The sequence below is a fragment of the Bacillus sp. S3 genome, from assembly GCF_005154805.1.
Classification (GTDB): Bacteria; Bacillota; Bacilli; order Bacillales; family Cytobacillaceae; genus Neobacillus.
Genome location: NZ_CP039727.1, coordinates 4,102,467 through 4,119,376, shown reverse-complemented (window position 1 = coordinate 4,119,376; position 16,910 = coordinate 4,102,467). Strand labels below are relative to the sequence as shown.

Sequence of the window (16,910 nt, the reverse complement as noted above, 5' to 3'; positions counted from 1 at the left end):
GACGATATGAATACGAAAAAAATATGGCTTATTTCTTTAATATTAGGGTTGTTGGTTGCAGGTGTGGTTTATGTAGCTATTTTAGCAAAAGAAAATGCCTCTACTCCAGCCAGTTCGCAAGTTAGCGAGGAGTCAAACGGGGGAAAAAATCAAAAATCTGCAGAAGAAATTGAAAAAGAGAAACAAGCGGAAAAGGAGAAGTTGCTCGAAAGAGAATTCTCTAATCCAATGGTTGATGTAAGTACAGGCAAACGTGCGATTTCGATTAGGGTTAATTTAGAAGCAGGAGTTTCAGGATATGTAGCCCCGAATTCAATGGTTGATGTGATTGCCTATGAAACTACCAAAGATGATGCGACAAAAAAGGAATATAAATCGGCTGTGCTTGTTCTGGAAAATGTAAAGGTGCTAACTTCAGGTCAATCATCAGACAACAAAGAAAGTGCTCTTAAGTATGAAACTGTCACATTGGAGGTTACAGTTGATCAAGGAGTCATGCTCGGTCTAGCTTCCAAGGACAAAGACGGATTCTATCTAATGCTAAGGAATACGGAAGATACTGAAACCGGCAAAGCAGGAATAAAGCAAACAAGAGAAGTAATCAAAGATGATCCGAAGGAGGAAAAGTAATGAGCATTAATTGGGTATATTTTTCTGATACGAATTCTCCTCCTGGAGAGATTAAAAAATTTATTGAAAAGCAGCAATATCAGATTTTGTCCGCCAATCAAGTGGAGAAGTTACATTCCCTGTTGGCTGTGAAGAATCAGTCCGTGCTATTTCTGGAAGCCCATACACAGTTTAATGTGTATGACCTATGCCAGGAAATCTCGGCTCTTTACCCGCATGTTTATATTATTTTGATTGTACCCGAAGAGTTGGAGAACTTGAAGAAGGCCATGTTAATGGGGGCTTCCGATACTCTTCGTTCTACATATGACCTTGGAGAATTGTCTGAAACCGTTGCTCACGCAAAGAAATTTATGCACCATCGAGCAAAAATTGAACCTAGTTCAATCAATCTAGTAAAAGAGCAAGGGAAAGTAATTGCCGTATCCAGCCCAAAAGGCGGTGTTGGCAGAACGGTCCTCACGGTTAATCTTGCTGTAGCTTTTGCTAAAATGGGAAAGCGAGTAGCCGTGATTGATGGCAACCTGCAATTTGGCGAGGTCGGCATCTATTATAATGTGAAGCCGAAAAGAACGATTTATGAGTGGGTAAAGGAAGGCCATGGACGCCCGAATTATTCAATCAATCAATATATGACACTCGTAGATGGCGATGTCTCTATTCTCGCTGCTCCGCCTCGGCCGGAATTCTTTGAAGGTATTTCTGAAAAACATATGAAGGATGCGATAGAGGAAGTTAAAAACCAATTTGATATGATCCTGATTGATATGCCTGTTTATTTATCCGAGATTCACCTTCGCTGTTTGGATCTAGCCGATGAGATTTTACTTTTGACACTGAATGAAATATCGGGTCTGCGATTATGTCAGCTTTATTTAGATACATTGGAAGCTATTCATTTGCGGGGGAAAGTAAAACTCATCTTGAATCGTAATGCAAAGGGGCAGGGACTTGACCAGAAGCGAATCGAAGAAATTTTGACGATTGATGTGTACCATACTCTTCCGGATCAGTCGAATATTGTATCGTCTTCCATCAAAACTGGGCAGCCATATCTCTTGTCACATCCTCGCAGCAGCATTGGTAAGGCTGTATTGAATTTAACCGAAAAGCTTTATGAGCAAAAAAGTGAAGGAAATATGGTATCGAAAAAGGATAAAAAGTGGTTTCAAGTAGGCAAGCGAGGTGGAAAGAGGAATGTCACTATTTAAACGGTATATAGAGGGGAATAATGCAACTACGGCAACAAAAGATAGTTTGGCAATTCCCGTTTCGAAAAAGTCCGAGGAATTTTGGGATATCGAAGCGAATCTTCATAATTACCTCCTAGAGGAATTGAAAAAGTACCCGGGACAGAATAAAGAAACGGAAAAAAGAAAAATTGAGGAATTGGCTCAGGGCTTTTTTGACCAGGAAGGCACAAGGCTGACGTTTGAGGAAAAACAAGAGGTGATGGACTACGTAAAAGATGAGCTACTCGCTTACGGTCCGATTTCCCCTCTGTTGGATAATCCATTAATCAGTGAAGTCATGGTCAATAATTTTGATGAAGTCTATTATGAGAAAAACGGTAAGGTATACAGAAGCCATGTGAATTTTACCGACAACCAGCATGTGATGCGTGTGATTGAACGGATTGTTTCACCAATCGGCCGCAGAATCGATGAGAGCTCACCAATGGTCGATGCCCGTTTGCCCGATGGCTCACGTGTCAATGCGATTATCCCGCCACTCGCGCTAAAAGGGCCGAGTTTGACGATTCGGAAATTTTCCGAAACACCGTTTACGATAAAGGATTTAATTCACTTTGGAACAGTAAATGAAATGATGGCGGAGTTTCTTGATATGTGTGTGAAATCAAGACTCAACATCTTTATTAGCGGTGGAACAGGTTCAGGGAAAACCTCGACACTTAATGTTTTATCCTCCTTCATTCCCAATGAGGACCGGATTGTTACGATCGAAGATGCTGCTGAGTTGAAGCTTTATCAGGAGCATATTGTCTCACTGGAATCACGGCCGCCTAATATTGAAGGAAAAGGCGAAATTAAAATCCGGGATTTAGTGCGAAACTCACTTCGGATGCGTCCTGACCGCATTGTTGTCGGGGAGGTCCGGGGTGCCGAGGCATTGGATATGCTTCAGGCGATGAATACCGGTCATGACGGCGGAATGAGTACCGGACATGCGAACTCTCCTCGGGATATCCTTTCCCGTTTGGAAACAATGGTGTTAATGGCGGGATTTGATTTACCGGTAAAAGCGATCCGCGAACAAATTGCCAATGCCATTGATGTTATTGTTCATCAGTCCAGAATGAAAGACGGTACAAGAAAAATCACCCATATTACCGAAGTACTGGGCCTAGAAGGAGAAACGATCGTTCTTCAGGACATCTTTAAATTTAGGGAAACAGGATTTAGTTCGGACGGCAGAATTGAAGGAAAATTCATTAGCACGGGTATTCGGCCAAAGTTTGCTGAGTTGCTTGAATTAAATGGATATAAACTGCCTGCTACATGGTTTGTCGGGGAGTGGTAGAGAGATGGAGCTTGTACTTGAATTAACGGTGATTGTTATTTTGGCCACTCTTTTGATGTATTTATTATTAAGTGAATACACAAAGAAACGAAGAATGAACAACCGAATGAAAGAGTTTTTACCATCGCAGCAGATGAAAGAATTAGTGGAAAGTCAAGAAAAGGAACCGTCTGTCTTCAAGCGCTTCTTTCTTTCAATAGCAAGAATGTTTAACAGTGTTCAATTTAGTGAACGTACTGAGAAATTATTAGTAGAAGCCGGCAGCAACTTGAAACCGGAGGAATTTTTTGCATTGCGCATTCTTGCTGCAGCTGGGATTGCTATTTTTACCGGTTTACTAGGATTACCATGGTACTTGTTTCTCTTCGCTGCTGTTATAGGATTTATTATCCCAAAAACGATAATGAAGCAAAAACGAAAAAAGCGATTGACCCGAGCCAATTATCAATTAATCGAAGTGCTGGGGATGATGGCGAATTCAATGCGGGCAGGTTTCAGTTTTATGCAGGCGATGCAGCTTGTAGGCAAGGAATTCCCCGACCCGCTTGGCCCGGAATTTGACCGTGTTGTCCGCCAATCAGGCCTTGGTGTTCCACTCGATGATGTGTTTGAGGAAATGGTCGGAAGACTGCCGAATAATGAGCTGGAAGTAGTCGTAAGGGCAATTCTTGCTCAAAGAAAAAGCGGCGGTAACTTAGCCGACCTGTTGGAAACAATGGAGGATACGATTAGAGGCAGGGTTCGTATATTAGAGGAGCTACGCACCTTGACAGCGCAGGGAAGGATGTCCTCTTGGATTATTACCTTAATTCCTGTTGGCCTCGCATTATATTTAGCATTAGTCAATCGGGAATATTTTGCCCCGATGCTTGAGCACCCGCTAGGATGGGCGATGCTGTTTGTTGCCTCAGTTTCGACGATTCTAGGTTGGGTATTTATTCAAAAAATTATCCGAATAGAGGTGTAAAGCATGCTAGATATCTTATTACTTTTTCTACTGGCTGGATTTATGACCTCAGTTCTGGCAGCTTTAATGTTCACTATTTTTAAAAGGCAGCTTGCCTATAATGAACGGGTAAACAAGTATTTCGGTGTAGCTTCCGTCACAATTAAAGAGGATTCTTTAGGGGGACGAAAGGATGGCCGGTTAAGGCAGGTTATTGATCAATACTGGAATAAAGGAACCCAGGCATTAAATAAACGGATTTCAAAGGTGGAAAAGAAAAAGTTAGACACCTTGCTTCGGGATGCGGGCCATCCGTTTAAGTCGGCGATTGACTTTCGCCTGTTACAAATCGTCCTTAGTACCGGCATGAGCTTGCTTATTTTCTTCTTTATATTGCCGCTATCCGATAACAAAATGTTAACCTGGCTGATGATTATCACAATGGCAATTTTGGGATTCAGGCTGCCGGTGTTTTTTCTTGGGAAAAAGAAAACGGCAAGAATCAAGGCGATCAATAAGGCGATGCCCGATTACTTTGATACCGTAAACCTGTTGCTAGAAGCCGGGATGGGACTCGATTTGGCGTTAGCAGAGGTTTCGCAAAAAATTAAAGGTCCGCTGGCAGATGAATTTTTTCAAACATTAGAAGACATGAAGCTGGGGAAATCCAGACGGGAGGCCTTCTACGAACTACGCAAGCGCGTTCCTTCCGATTCGTTTCAAAGTGTAATCACTTCCCTCATCCAGGCCGACCAGCTTGGTATTGGGATGGCCAAGGTTCTGGGAAACTTGACAATTAGAATTCGCGAACAGCGTCGCGAGGCTGCACGTGAACAGGCGATGAAGGCACCTGTGAAAATGCTGTTCCCAATGGTGTTTTTCATCTTCCCTTCCATCTTTATCGTGATCTTAGGACCATTGGTTATTTATTTTGTGACAAAAGGTTTTGGCGGTTAATTTTTTTAATAGAGTCTCGTATTATATGGTGGGATGGTGGGCGCTGAACAGAAGGAGAGATACGATGGATGGAAGTAAACTCAAAAGGCTACGCAAGAAAAAGGCTTATTCATTATCTAAGTTAAGTAAACTTACCGGGATTTCCAAGTCGTATCTAAGTTTAATTGAGCGGGGAATCCAGAAGAACCCCAGCTTGGATATCTTAGAAAAATTAGCTGCGACGTTCGGGGTTGAAGTGGAAGATTTAGTGAAAGATAAAAAAAACGAAGAGAAACATAAGCCTTCCATTAAGAGCATTTTAAAGGTAGAAATTGAATTATCGGAGGATCAACTAAATCCTCAGAAATTAAAGCAAATAAAAGAATTAATCAATAAGATTAATGAAGAATAGATATTTTTAAAAGAGAGCGATTTTCCTGGTGGAAATGCTCTCTTTTCTTATTAGGCGACAAAACTATGTAACAAGGAAAGCGTAGATAGCAATACAAGACCGGAACAAACCGATAGCGCTGACTTTAGATGGGTGTTTTGAATACTCGAAAATAGAAACGAACCGCACATGCTGAACCAAATCATAACGGTTAAAATAAGGAACCCATCCAGAACGAAATAAGATATTTTCCCCCAATAAACAAGTCCACCCAATCCGCAGCTTAAAATCAACGGAATAAAAAAGTCCCTTTTGACGGTGATGACGGGCTTGCTCGTTTCATCAAGCGCTTTTGGCGAGAGCAGCGGATAAAGAAAATTAGGCAGGGCAAGTCCGAAGCTGATTCCGGTTAGTAATCTTCGGGTATTATCGGTTTCAAATAAGTGTAAATAAGAGCCTAAGCCGTCGATCATCAGGGGTACCATTAATAATAGAAGAAACAAGCTTATCTTTATTGTAGGAATCGTGATTTTTGCCCCTCGTTTGAACAGATGCAAATAGATGAGCGTTGAAAAAATACCTATATAGATGCCGGTGTCGCGGGCGCAAACGGAGAGTGTTTCGCCTGATGCCTGGAGTGACCGTTCCTCCAACTGGTGGCAGATCGCTCTTCCGAAGAAATGGAATAGGTCGTGGATCAATGGACATCACCCCTTATGAGAGAGAACCCAATTCACGCATGATGAATTGGGTTCTTTTCATTCATCTAATACCCCGTCATAAACGCCGGGGCAATGGACAGTGCTGATGCTGCAAACCAACAGATACAGGATAGGACGATGGCGACAATTCCTACAATCAAACAAGTTTTTCCAATTGCTTTTTTTTCAAGGTCCTGATCATTCATCCAAATAATTCCTAAGATAATTCCAACCACAGGAATGAGAAAGGATAAGATGTAAAGCAGAGCTTTAAGCCCACCTGACACAACCATCACCTCCAAAAATAATCAGAAGAAACGAATTCCATAGGTAAGATGCCATAAGTAATTCTCGTTCAATGATATGTATGTCATACCCGCATTAAATTTGCCTGTACTCCTTTTTGAAATTTCTGATTTATTTTCTTCCCTCCACTCCATTTTCCATTTTTTACTGTTATAATAGATTGGTAAAAAGTTGTAAATCAGTTGTAAAAAAGGGTATACATGCTATTGTCAACTCGTGTTGTCGAATGTCATAGGAATAGCGAGATTTTTTAATAGAATTGTAATATTTTTAATAGATTTGAAACAAAACGGATGAGAATTCGTCTATAATGGGAGAAGGAAAAAACAACAAAGAGGGTAGAGAAATGAGGAAACAAAATAGCGGATGGCCGAAAGGGATGTTAAGTGTCATTGTTACGATTGGGCTCATTTTGGCCGGTATTTTTGTCAGTAATTATTTTCAGGCGAAGGCGGCGGGGGAACCTAGTAATCACTCAAAAAATGAATCTTTTAATCGTGCTGCAGCCAAAGGACCTACACCAGAATCGATTATAAAAAACACTGAGGATTTTAAGCTGGAAAAACACCTGATCCGTAAGCACCAAGAACAAGCGGTGTTTTGGAGAAATAAGCAAGATCTTGAGAATAGTAACACGCCAAAACCTACTACTGAAACTGCCGCAGCCCAAACTGCCACAAACGATACACCTACTGACCAACCACCAGTGAACGAATCCAACGCAGGAGAGCCGGAGCAAAATAGGACGGAGCAACAGGGGAACAATAAGACCGTGTATTTGACGTTTGATGACGGTCCGGCGGCATTTTCCGGTGAAATTATTGCCCTTTTGGAACAGTATCAATTCAAGGCGACCTTTTTTATGATTGACGGAAATATTCGAAAATATCCTGATTCGGTAAAGTTAATGGTTCAAAATGGCGAGACCGTGGGCCTTCACAGTGTGTCCCATAGTCCGAAAGCATTTTATGCATCAGCTAATTCTGTCATTGCAGAATTAACACAGAACCGTAATACGTTAAAGGAAATTTCGGGTGTTGATTCGTATATTATGAGGACCCCTTACGGCAGTGTTCCCCATATGACAGTAGAATATCGCCAGGCTGTTCAGGAGAATGGCTATAAAATGTGGGATTGGAATATTGACAGCAAGGACTGGTATTATAAGGATGCCCGCTACGTTGACAGTGTCATTGAACAATTAAACCATTTGGCAGACCATAATGGGCCGAAGGTAATTCTTTTACATGAACGGCAGGAAACGCTTGATCATCTTCCGGCGCTGCTTGACTATTTGAGTAAACAGGGCTATGAGGGTAAATCTATTGAGAGCACGATGACACCCGTTCAATTTAGCGCAAGATAGCAGTTTAAAAAAGACAGAATGCCTAGTGGTTTGATATAATAAATTTATATCTAATAGTAAAAATAATGGGGTTCGATAATTGCCTATGATAAACAAACTTTTGCACAGCAGCGGATTTAAAAGGATAGCCATTTTTGTGTTCATCGCGCTGATTTTATATGCGATGAAATCAATGATTAATTTAATTTTACTCACGTTTATTTTTACTTTTTTAATGGACCGGTTAGTGCAATTTCTTGAAAAGAAAATTCCGCTGAATCGCAGGTTACTGGTGATTGTATCCTATTCCTGTATGATCGGTTTGTTTTCTTACGGTTTAGTGATGTACCTGCCGATGATTGCCGGTGAAATTACTGCGCTGATCAAGCAATTAACTGCTTTTTACACCGCACAGCATGATAATATTGTTCTGAATTATCTCGTCAGCCGCGTGGAAGAAAATCAAATTTCCAATTACCTGGAGCAAGGTTTTACCTTCCTAATTAAATATTTTACTGATATTAGTAAAATAACCTTGCAGGTGTTATTGGCACTGTTGTTGAGCCTATTTTGTTTGTTGGAAAAACCGCGCTTAATTGAATTTACCGGGAAATTTAGAACGAGCAAAATCTCATCGATCTACGTGGAAGTTGAATTTTTTGCCCGTAAATTCGTCCGTACGTTTGGTAAAGTAATCGAAGCGCAATTAATCATTGCTTTAGTGAACTGTATTTTGACCACGATTTTCTTATGGCTGCTCGATTTCCCTCAGCTGGGCGGCTTATCGATTATGATTTTTGTCCTAGGCTTAATCCCGGTTGCCGGCGTGATTATTTCGTTAATTCCGCTTGTGATTATCGCCTATAGTATTGGCGGCATCATGAAGGTGGTCTATGTCATGATTGCGATTGCGGTGATCCATGGTATCGAGGCCTATATTTTAAATCCAAATTTAATGAGTTCTAAAACAAATCTACCTGTTTTCTATACATTTATCGTCCTGATTTTCTCCGAGCATTTTTTCGGTGTGTGGGGTCTGATCATCGGGATTCCGATCTTTGTCTTCCTATTGGATGTATTAGAAGTGACGGATAATGAGAAGGTTAAGTAAAAGCCCAAGATTGGGCTTTTTTTTGTAAATGGCGGTGTGGCGCGGCCTATTGGTTTTGTTTGGTTATTTCTGCTATTCTAAGGGTAAGTACATAGGTGAGGAGGTTTCCGAATGAGCGAATGCAAGTTAGATCACTCGCAGGAGGATGTAAAAAGTAAATACGAATCCCAGGCTGCTTTTTTACCTGAGGAGATGAAGCCTTTATTCGATCAGTTTTTTGCCAAGGAGCACACCCAGGATTTGTTAAATGAAGTATTCCACCTTTTGAAAAAATATGATTTGGCATCGGCTGAAGAGCAGGATGAACGGAATAACCGTTTATACTTGGTGTTAAGAAACGTTTAAATGGAGAGGCCCCTAGCGCTGTTGCAGCGAGGGGCCTTTTGTTTTGAATCGTGAAATTATTTATGCCCATTCGCACGTTATCCATCATTTATTTAATGAAATATGCAATTTTAGAAAATATTAAAGAAAACAAATGAAAAGAGAAGAGGATTCCATGAGTGAATTAGTACAGCTTTTGAAACGCGGGAATAAGTCTGCCATGCTGGCCGCCATTATTAATACGATTATTTCGATCATTAAAGGTGTGGCCTTTATGTTTACAGGCAATGTGGCGATGTTCGCCGAAACGATGCATAGCCTTGGGGATGCTGCCAATCAATTTTTTGTGTTTGTTGGATCGGCTTTAAGTAAAAAAGCGCCAACAGAAAAATATCCGAACGGCTTTGGCCGCCTTGTCAATTTAGTTCTATTGGGGGCGGTGCTGATTGTCGGGATTATGGCTTTTGAAACCATTAAAGAAGGCTGGCATCATGTGGTCCATCCAACAAAGTCCGGCGGATTTATCATTAATATTATAGTCCTTGGCGTTTCCACACTACTTGAAACCTTTGTCTTATTTAAAGCCATGAAGGAAATTTTGCATGAAATTAATGTCCAAGCAAGTGGTCCAGGTGTGTTTGTTAAGAGCTTCGCTAATTTAGGAAGAGCAAAACCGGCGACAAAACTTGTGTTTTTGGAAGACCTTGTCGCTACTATGGGTGGATTGTTAGCAATTATTGCTGTTGTGATTGCCCACTTTACAAATTTCCATCAGTTAGAAGGGATTGCCTCGATCCTGATTGGCGGGATGATGTTTTTTGTTGTCGGAAAGGTCTTTTTAGACAATGCGGCAGGTGTTATTGGGCAGGCAGATGAGGAAATGGAAAACAAAATTGGGACGCTTGTCATGGCAGACCCCGATGTCATGGATATTCAGGACATAACGGTCATTAAAGAAGGAGAAGACTTGCATGTAGAATTGGAAATTGAAATTGACCCAACACTAACGGTTGCCGCAGCCGATGATATTAAAGACCGATTAGAGGAAAAAATCATGGCAGAGAAAGGTGTTGTCGATGTCACAATCGAGATCGATGAAGAAGATGGTGTGATGACATGGAAAAGCCGCAGTGAGCAAACGGGCAAATAAGCGGATAAGAAAAATCAAATGAGGCAGTTTACATACGTGGAGAATAAAACAGCATCCCAATTGGGAATCTATTCTTATAGTATGTTTAGGAGGCTACATATTAATGGTTAAGCATAATGTTCGGTTAACCAGTGCCGAAATCGGCGGATTGTGGGCGACCTATCTCCAAGAAAATATGGCTGTTTGTTTATTAACTTATTTTCTCCACCACAATCAAGATGAGGAAATACAAACGACATTACAGCATGCCTATGAAATTTCGAATAGCCATGTAAACCAAATAACAGCGATATTTAATGATGAGGGCATCCCAATCCCTGATGGATTTACGGAAAATGATCTAGATTTATCTGCTCCGCCATTATTTTATGATATGTTCGGCTTAAGCTTTGTGTATTCCATGTGCCGTTTGAGTATGATTAACACAGGCTTTATTGCTGCAACTATGGCAAGAGAAGATGTTCAGGATTTTTTTGTGACGATGGTTCAGGAAAATTCAATGTTATATAAAGAATCTACAACCTTAATGCTTTCAAAAGGAATCTATGACCGACCGCCAATGATTCCCTATCCAAAGGAAGTGGAATATATTGAAAAGCTTTCCTATCTAAAAGGATTTGGAAAAAAACGGCCGCTAAATGTGGCGGAGATTACAGAAATCTTTTTTAACACGGAACGGAATTATTTTTCCATTATCCTTTGTATGGGATTGCTTCAAGTGGTGAAGGATAAGGAAATTCACGCTTACATTCAAGAAGGCAAGGAAATTTCCGAAAAACAAATCAATACGTTTAATGATATTCTTTTGAAAGAGGAATTGCTGGGGAATATTGCGACCAATATGGAAGTCACGGATTCAACATGTTCTCCCTTTTCAGACAGGCTTGTGGTTACGTTGTTCCATTCATTAAACGCAATTGATATTGCCCTGATTGGACATGCCCTTTCCTTATCGATGAGAACAGACTTAGCAGCCTTTTATCAAAAGTACATCTTAGAAATATTGACGTATTCCGGTAAGGGCTTTGATATTATGGTCGATCGCGGCTGGGCGCAAGGACCTCCACATGCTCCAAGCAGAAGGGATCTTCAGAAATTGAAATAGGTTCGCGATCAATTCGCGAACCTTTTTGAATTGACTTTGAGAATTGTCCAGCTCCAGCGCCCTAGCGGCTAGTGTCCTTCACTCTCCCCCCTACGATAAGTCAACATCGAATCGCCTCCGGCTCTTCGTGTTTCCTTTATCTCAGTTGGAGCGCTCCAGGCCATACGCCGCTAACCAGGGCGCTTCCGCTTTTCTTATTCCCACGGTTTATGGGTGGTAAACACACTTGCCAGTTCTTTACTGCTTTTTCGATGTTCTTTCCGCTTTTCTGCCCTTTCCTTCCCAGTTTCATGGAGCTTTTTCTCTTCTTCAGTTTCGGGGATGAGGCCAGGCACTTTTGTAGGCTTGCCCTGATCATCTAAGGCGACAAACGTTAAAAAGGCGGTAGCGGCAATTTTTCGCTCTCCTGAAATGAGATTTTCCGCAATGACTTTGACGAATATCTCCATTGAAGTAGTTCCTGTCGATGTCACAAAGGTTTCAATGCAAACAGAATCCTTTGGGGTAATCGGACTGAGGAAATCAACGGAATCAATCGAGGCTGTAACGCATTCAGCCCGAGAATGCCTTGTAGCGGATATCGAGGCAACCATATCAATATCACTAATCAGCTTGCCGCCAAACAAGGTATTATGGTTATTGACATCATTCGGAAAAATCCTGCTCGTTCTCACTACCCTTGATTCATTACACGTTTTTGCTTCCATCTACAATTCCTCCTAATGTTGACTGCGTTTAGTTTACCCCAATCACTATGTAACTTGTTATGTTTAGTGAAAAAGACGCTTTTGTGGTACATTACATTTATACAAAAATTGGTCAGGAGGTTCAATTGATGAGCTTACAAGCACAGATTATGAAGGAATTACATGTCAATCCAACCATTCAGCCAGCAGAGGAAATTCGAAAACGAATTGACTTTTTGAAAAATTACCTGCTAAAAACGAAGGCAAAAGGCTATGTTCTTGGGATCAGCGGTGGTCAGGACTCGACACTTGCCGGCCGTCTTGCCCAGCTGGCAGTGGAGGAGTTGCGGAACGAGGGCACGGATGCTTTGTTTGTTGCTGTCCGTCTTCCATACGGGATTCAACAGGATGAGGATGATGCGAAACTATCGTTAGACTTTATTCGTGCTGATTGCGAAACATCCTTTAATATTAAGGCAGCGGTTGATGAAGTCCAAAAGGAATATGACCAGAGTTATGAGGGCGGGCCGATCAGCGATTACCAGAAAGGTAACGTGAAGGCGAGAATGAGAATGATTGCCCAATACGCCATCGGCGGCATGGAAGGGCTGCTTGTCATCGGTACCGATCATGCGGCAGAGGCGGTTACAGGCTTTTATACAAAGTATGGCGATGGCGGCGCCGACGTCCTGCCATTGACAGGCTTAACGAAACGGCAGGGGAAGGCTTTGCTGATAGAGCTTGGTGCGGTTGAGCGATTGTATTTAAAGGTACCAACCGCAGACTTGCTCGACCAAAAACCGGGACAGGCGGATGAGACAGAATTGGGCATCACGTATGATGAGCTCGATGACTATCTTGAAGGGAAACCGGTTTCCAAAGAAATCGCAGAAAAAGTTGAAAAGCGCTATCTCATCACAGAACATAAACGGAATATGCCTGCCAGTATGTTTGATGAGTGGTGGAAGTAAGAGTCAGGGGTAAGCCAACTTTCTTTACAGCCTTACATGCTACGGGAAATAAAAAGCTTCTATTTTTGTGCACTGGCTTTAAAGAGCTTAACCTATCAGAACTTTTCTGATAGGTTTTTATTTTTTATAACAGGGTAAAATAAATCTATTCTCAGCGATTTTTTTCTTTGACAGAATAAAAGTAATATCATATGATTATGAAATCCAAGAAAAACAATCAGAATTAGGGGGTTTAATTTGAATGAAAAAACTAACCGTTTTATTTGCGCTCTTACTTAGCTTTATGCTTGTTTTATCCGCCTGTGGTACGAAGGATGATAAAGCCGATAAAAATAAATCTGATAACAAAACAGCAGAAAAGGATTTATTAAAAAAGGTGAAAGATGATGGAAAGCTGGTCATTGGCACGGAAGGTACATATGCTCCTTTTACGTTCCATGATGAAAGCGGCAAATTGACTGGATTTGATGTCGAGGTGGCTGAAGAGGTTGCCAAGCGTTTAGGTGTGAAGGCAGAGTTTAAAGAAACACAATGGGATGCGATGTTTGCCGGTCTGGATGCAAAGCGTTTTGATATGGTCGCCAACCAAGTGGGAATTCGCCCGGACCGCCAGGAGAAGTACGATTTCTCTGATCCTTATATTACTTCTGCTGCGGTGTTAATCGCGTCAAAGGACAATGAGAAAGTAAAGTCGTTTGAGGATATAAAGGGATTAAATTCGGCCCAATCGCTGACAAGTAACTATGCGGATATCGCGAAAAAGTTCGGCGCAAATATCGTCGGTATTGAAGGCTTCCAACAAGCGGTTGAACTGCTTGCCCAGAAGCGTGTGGATGTGACCGTTAATGATAAAATTGCCTACTTAGATTATACAAAGAAAAAGCCGGAAGCTCCGATTAAAATTGTCGCAACGTCCGATGATGCCTCAACAAGCGGCTTTATGTTCAGAAAGAAAAGCGACAAGCTTATAGCTGAAGTCAATAAAGCCTTGAAAGATATGGTTGATGACGGCACTTATAAAAAAATCTCTGAGAAATGGTTTGGTGTAGATGTACTTAAATAGTATTTTTGCTGACCCGGAACGAACAGCACGATTAATCGATATCGCCAAAACCTCCCTCCAGCCGATGCTGGAGGGTGCAATTATGAACACCATCCCGTTAACGATTATTTCGTTTATCATAGGGATCATTTTGGCCGTTTTAACAGCACTAGCCCGTATTTCTCAGGTGAAGCTTTTTCAGGGGATTGCAAGAGTGTATGTTTCAGCTATCCGCGGGACGCCATTATTAGTGCAATTATTCATCATCTTTTATGGCCTGCCGAACATCGGGCTAACGCTTAATCCTTTTATTTCTGCGGTCATCGGTTTTTCCCTAAGTGTTGGTGCGTATGCTTCTGAGATTATCAGGGCTGCGATCCTCTCTATCCCAAAAGGTCAGTGGGAAGCCGGCTATTCCATCGGCATGACCTATACACAAACATTAAAAAGAATTATTCTGCCTCAGGCTGCAAAGGTATCGATTCCGCCCTTATCGAATTCGTTTATTAGTCTTGTAAAGGATACCTCACTTGCCTCACTCGTGCTTGTTACGGAGATGTTTCGCCGGGCGCAGGAAATCGCTTCAACCAATTATGAATTTTTGTTGGTTTATTCTGAAGCAGCCCTCCTTTATTGGGTGATTTGCTTTTTCCTCTCTGTCATCCAGGGGTTTTTGGAAAAAAGATTGGATCGATACGCATCATAGTAAGGGAGTTTTCACATGATTTCTATTAAAGGTTTATATAAACAATTTGGTCAATTAGAGGTGTTAAAAGGCATTGACCTTGAGGTGGAAAAAGGAAAAGTGGTGGTGGTCATCGGCCCGTCCGGTTCCGGGAAAACCACAATGCTCCGCTGTCTAAATGTGTTAGAATTACCGACAAAAGGCGTCGTTTCTATTCAAGGTCAAAGTTTGGATTTTTCAAAGGCTGTTCCGAAAAAAAAGCTCACTTCATTCCGCCGCTTAACAGGAATGGTGTTTCAAGGCTATAATCTTTTTCCGCATAAAGCCGCGCTTGAGAACGTCATGGAAGGGCCGATAATTGTAAAGGGGGAAAGTAAGGAGGCGGCCCGCAAAAAAGCCTCTGCCCTGTTAGAAAAGGTCGGTCTTGGCGATAAGAAGGATTACTATCCCGCACAGCTTTCAGGCGGTCAGCAGCAGCGCGTCGGAATCGCCCGGGCGTTGGCCATGGAACCTGAGGTCATGCTGTTTGATGAACCGACCTCTGCCCTTGATCCTGAGCTTGTCGGAGAAGTATTAAAAGTGATGAAGGACCTTGCTACAGAAGGGATGACAATGATCGTTGTTACCCATGAAATGCGCTTCGCCCGTGATGCCGCAGATGAGGTCATTTTTATGGACGGAGGTGTCATCGTCGAGCGAGGCCGCCCGAACGATCTCTTCACCCAGCCAAAAGAAGAACGAACCAAGAAGTTTTTGAATATGATTCAGTAAGGTGCTGTAGCTCAAGTTGCTATGGCACTTTTTTTGTTCGCTTATTCATGCGGGGAGAAGAGGACTGGCGGCAGTCTACGTGACCGTATATATGTAAAAAAGAACCCCGACCGGTAAATGAAACCAGGTTATATTGACCAAAAGAGGAAAGAAGGACCCCAAACGGTAAATGAAACCGGGTTGCATTGACCCAAAGAGGAAAAAAGAAGCCCGAAAGGTAAATGAAATTAGGTTACATTGACCAAAAGAGTAAAAAAGAAGCCCGAACGGTAAATGAGAATAGGTTACATTGACCCAAAGAGAAAAAAAGAACCGCAAACGGTAAATGAAACCGGGTAACATTGACCAAAAGGGGAAAAAAGAACCCCGAACGGTAAATGAAACCAGGTTACATTGACTAAAAGAGGAAAAAAGAAGCCCGAAAGGTAATATGCAAAAAGAAAGTTACCCTTGTAGTAGTACAAAACCCCAAATTTTTTTTACAACCACTGCAATTGTCCGAAAGTTGTCGAAGATTGTACTGTTTTTAATTGGCAAAAAATGATAAAATTGTCTTATGTATGAAACCTTTTACCTGTTCATCCGTATTACCTATTATACATAACCCAAAGGAAGGGAAGGATGCACCATGCTTGAGTTCTCATGAAATTCCAAACCAACCGTTCACTTTCCTTTGTCTTCTTTTTACCATAATTAAAAAAAGGATGGATGCACATGGAACCTTTCGGCATGCCATTAGAAACGATTTATTTGTATGGATTAATCATTTCAGGTGTATTAACGGTTTTATATGTTTTATTTGCAGATGTGTTTCATTTTCACGGAGCAGGGGACGTCGGGCTGCACTTCCTTAATCCGGTCCTGATTTTTGCATTCGTGACCATACTGTCTGCGAGCGGCTATTTGTTTGAAAGAATGTCATCCTTACATTATTTCCTCATTCTAGCCATCTCGGCGGTCATCGCTTTTATTGTTGTTACCTTATTAAATGTCTTTGTGCTCGTACCGTTGTCTTCTGCAGAGGAGTCACTTGTATATAAAGAATCTGATTTACAAGGCCGGGTGGGGACGGTTATTACCGCCATTCCTGCCGATGGTTTTGGCGAAGTGATGATTGACAGTACGAGCGGCAGAATTGCCAAACCGGCTTCAAGCTTTGATGGAGACGAGATTCCAAATGGCACCAATGTCCTTGTGGTCCAGGTGAAAAATGGAGTCCTCGAAGTAACCGTTCACCATCAACTAGAGAGCTATATTTAAAGAGGGGGG

The 16,910-nt window shown here is 41.7% G+C and carries 19 protein-coding genes; 16 read left to right on the top strand and 3 right to left on the bottom strand.

Features of this window, described 5'->3' with window-relative positions; translation table 11 throughout:
* Positions 1–6: 6 nt before the first annotated feature.
* The 6 genes from cpaB to FAY30_RS20095 all read left to right on the top strand — a co-directional run bounded on the left by cpaB (position 7) and on the right by FAY30_RS20095 (position 5,465).
* Positions 7–630, top strand: coding sequence for a Flp pilus assembly protein CpaB (gene cpaB / locus FAY30_RS20120; RefSeq protein WP_149871536.1), 624 nt, complete (start codon positions 7–9; stop codon positions 628–630).
* Positions 630–1,841: a CpaE/TadZ family protein gene (locus FAY30_RS20115; protein WP_149871535.1), complete on the top strand. Its 1,212-nt coding sequence runs from the start codon at positions 630–632 to the stop codon at positions 1,839–1,841. The genes cpaB and FAY30_RS20115 overlap by 1 nt, the downstream gene beginning before the upstream one ends.
* The gene (locus FAY30_RS20110) at positions 1,828–3,171 is read left to right on the top strand and encodes a TadA family conjugal transfer-associated ATPase (protein ID WP_149871534.1); all 1,344 of its coding nucleotides are present in this window, start codon (positions 1,828–1,830) and stop codon (positions 3,169–3,171) included. Before FAY30_RS20115 ends, FAY30_RS20110 begins: the two co-directional genes overlap by 14 nt.
* A 4-nt stretch (positions 3,172–3,175) precedes the next feature.
* On the top strand, positions 3,176–4,138 hold the full coding sequence (locus tag FAY30_RS20105; RefSeq protein WP_190284702.1) for a type II secretion system F family protein: 963 nt from the start codon (positions 3,176–3,178) through the stop codon (positions 4,136–4,138).
* 3 nt (positions 4,139–4,141) lie between these two features.
* Positions 4,142–5,074 (top strand): type II secretion system F family protein, encoded by a 933-nt coding sequence (locus FAY30_RS20100; RefSeq protein WP_149871532.1) that lies wholly within the window; start codon positions 4,142–4,144, stop codon positions 5,072–5,074.
* 64 nt (positions 5,075–5,138) lie between these two features.
* A complete protein-coding gene (locus FAY30_RS20095; protein ID WP_190284701.1) occupies positions 5,139–5,465 on the top strand; it encodes a helix-turn-helix domain-containing protein in 327 nt (108 codons plus the stop codon).
* Between the two features lie 50 nt (positions 5,466–5,515).
* On the opposite strand, the gene FAY30_RS20090 is transcribed toward FAY30_RS20095, so the two are convergent.
* Positions 5,516–6,145 (bottom strand): DUF2085 domain-containing protein, encoded by a 630-nt coding sequence (locus tag FAY30_RS20090; RefSeq protein ID WP_149871530.1) that lies wholly within the window; start codon positions 6,143–6,145, stop codon positions 5,516–5,518.
* Between the two features lie 65 nt (positions 6,146–6,210).
* Entirely contained in the window at positions 6,211–6,432 is a 222-nt protein-coding gene (locus FAY30_RS20085; RefSeq protein ID WP_149871529.1) for a hypothetical protein, read from the bottom strand.
* A 365-nt stretch (positions 6,433–6,797) separates the two neighbouring features.
* Between FAY30_RS20085 and FAY30_RS20080 the strand changes: the two genes are divergently transcribed.
* From FAY30_RS20080 to FAY30_RS20060, 5 genes are all read left to right on the top strand, one after another.
* Positions 6,798–7,817 carry a polysaccharide deacetylase family protein gene (locus tag FAY30_RS20080; RefSeq protein WP_190284700.1) on the top strand — a complete coding sequence of 340 codons (1,020 nt, stop codon included), beginning with the start codon at positions 6,798–6,800 and terminating at the stop codon, positions 7,815–7,817.
* 79 nt (positions 7,818–7,896) lie between these two features.
* Positions 7,897–8,907 carry an AI-2E family transporter gene (locus FAY30_RS20075; protein WP_411675462.1) on the top strand — a complete coding sequence of 337 codons (1,011 nt, stop codon included), beginning with the start codon at positions 7,897–7,899 and terminating at the stop codon, positions 8,905–8,907.
* A gap of 111 nt (positions 8,908–9,018) precedes the next feature.
* Positions 9,019–9,252: a group-specific protein gene (locus tag FAY30_RS20070; RefSeq protein WP_149871526.1), complete on the top strand. Its 234-nt coding sequence runs from the start codon at positions 9,019–9,021 to the stop codon at positions 9,250–9,252.
* A 154-nt stretch (positions 9,253–9,406) separates the two neighbouring features.
* Positions 9,407–10,381: a cation diffusion facilitator family transporter gene (locus tag FAY30_RS20065; RefSeq protein ID WP_149872791.1), complete on the top strand. Its 975-nt coding sequence runs from the start codon at positions 9,407–9,409 to the stop codon at positions 10,379–10,381.
* Between the two features lie 103 nt (positions 10,382–10,484).
* Positions 10,485–11,486 (top strand): DUF3231 family protein, encoded by a 1,002-nt coding sequence (locus tag FAY30_RS20060; protein WP_149871525.1) that lies wholly within the window; start codon positions 10,485–10,487, stop codon positions 11,484–11,486.
* A 194-nt stretch (positions 11,487–11,680) separates the two neighbouring features.
* On the opposite strand, the gene FAY30_RS20055 is transcribed toward FAY30_RS20060, so the two are convergent.
* Entirely contained in the window at positions 11,681–12,193 is a 513-nt protein-coding gene (locus FAY30_RS20055) for an acyl-CoA thioesterase (protein ID WP_149871524.1), read from the bottom strand.
* A 128-nt stretch (positions 12,194–12,321) separates the two neighbouring features.
* Between FAY30_RS20055 and nadE the strand changes: the two genes are divergently transcribed.
* From nadE to FAY30_RS20030, 5 genes are all read left to right on the top strand, one after another.
* Positions 12,322–13,143 (top strand): NAD(+) synthase, encoded by an 822-nt coding sequence (gene nadE / locus FAY30_RS20050; protein WP_149871523.1) that lies wholly within the window; start codon positions 12,322–12,324, stop codon positions 13,141–13,143.
* A 241-nt stretch (positions 13,144–13,384) separates the two neighbouring features.
* A complete protein-coding gene (locus FAY30_RS20045) occupies positions 13,385–14,206 on the top strand; it encodes an amino acid ABC transporter substrate-binding protein (protein WP_149871522.1) in 822 nt (273 codons plus the stop codon).
* Positions 14,193–14,891, top strand: a complete 699-nt coding sequence (locus tag FAY30_RS20040; RefSeq protein ID WP_149871521.1) for an amino acid ABC transporter permease — start codon at positions 14,193–14,195, stop codon at positions 14,889–14,891. The genes FAY30_RS20045 and FAY30_RS20040 overlap by 14 nt, the downstream gene beginning before the upstream one ends.
* Before the next feature lie 15 nt (positions 14,892–14,906).
* Complete coding sequence (locus tag FAY30_RS20035) at positions 14,907–15,641, top strand: amino acid ABC transporter ATP-binding protein (protein WP_149871520.1); 735 nt, start codon at positions 14,907–14,909, stop codon at positions 15,639–15,641.
* A gap of 714 nt (positions 15,642–16,355) precedes the next feature.
* On the top strand, positions 16,356–16,901 hold the full coding sequence (locus FAY30_RS20030) for an NfeD family protein (RefSeq protein WP_149871519.1): 546 nt from the start codon (positions 16,356–16,358) through the stop codon (positions 16,899–16,901).
* Positions 16,902–16,910 lie beyond the last annotated feature (9 nt).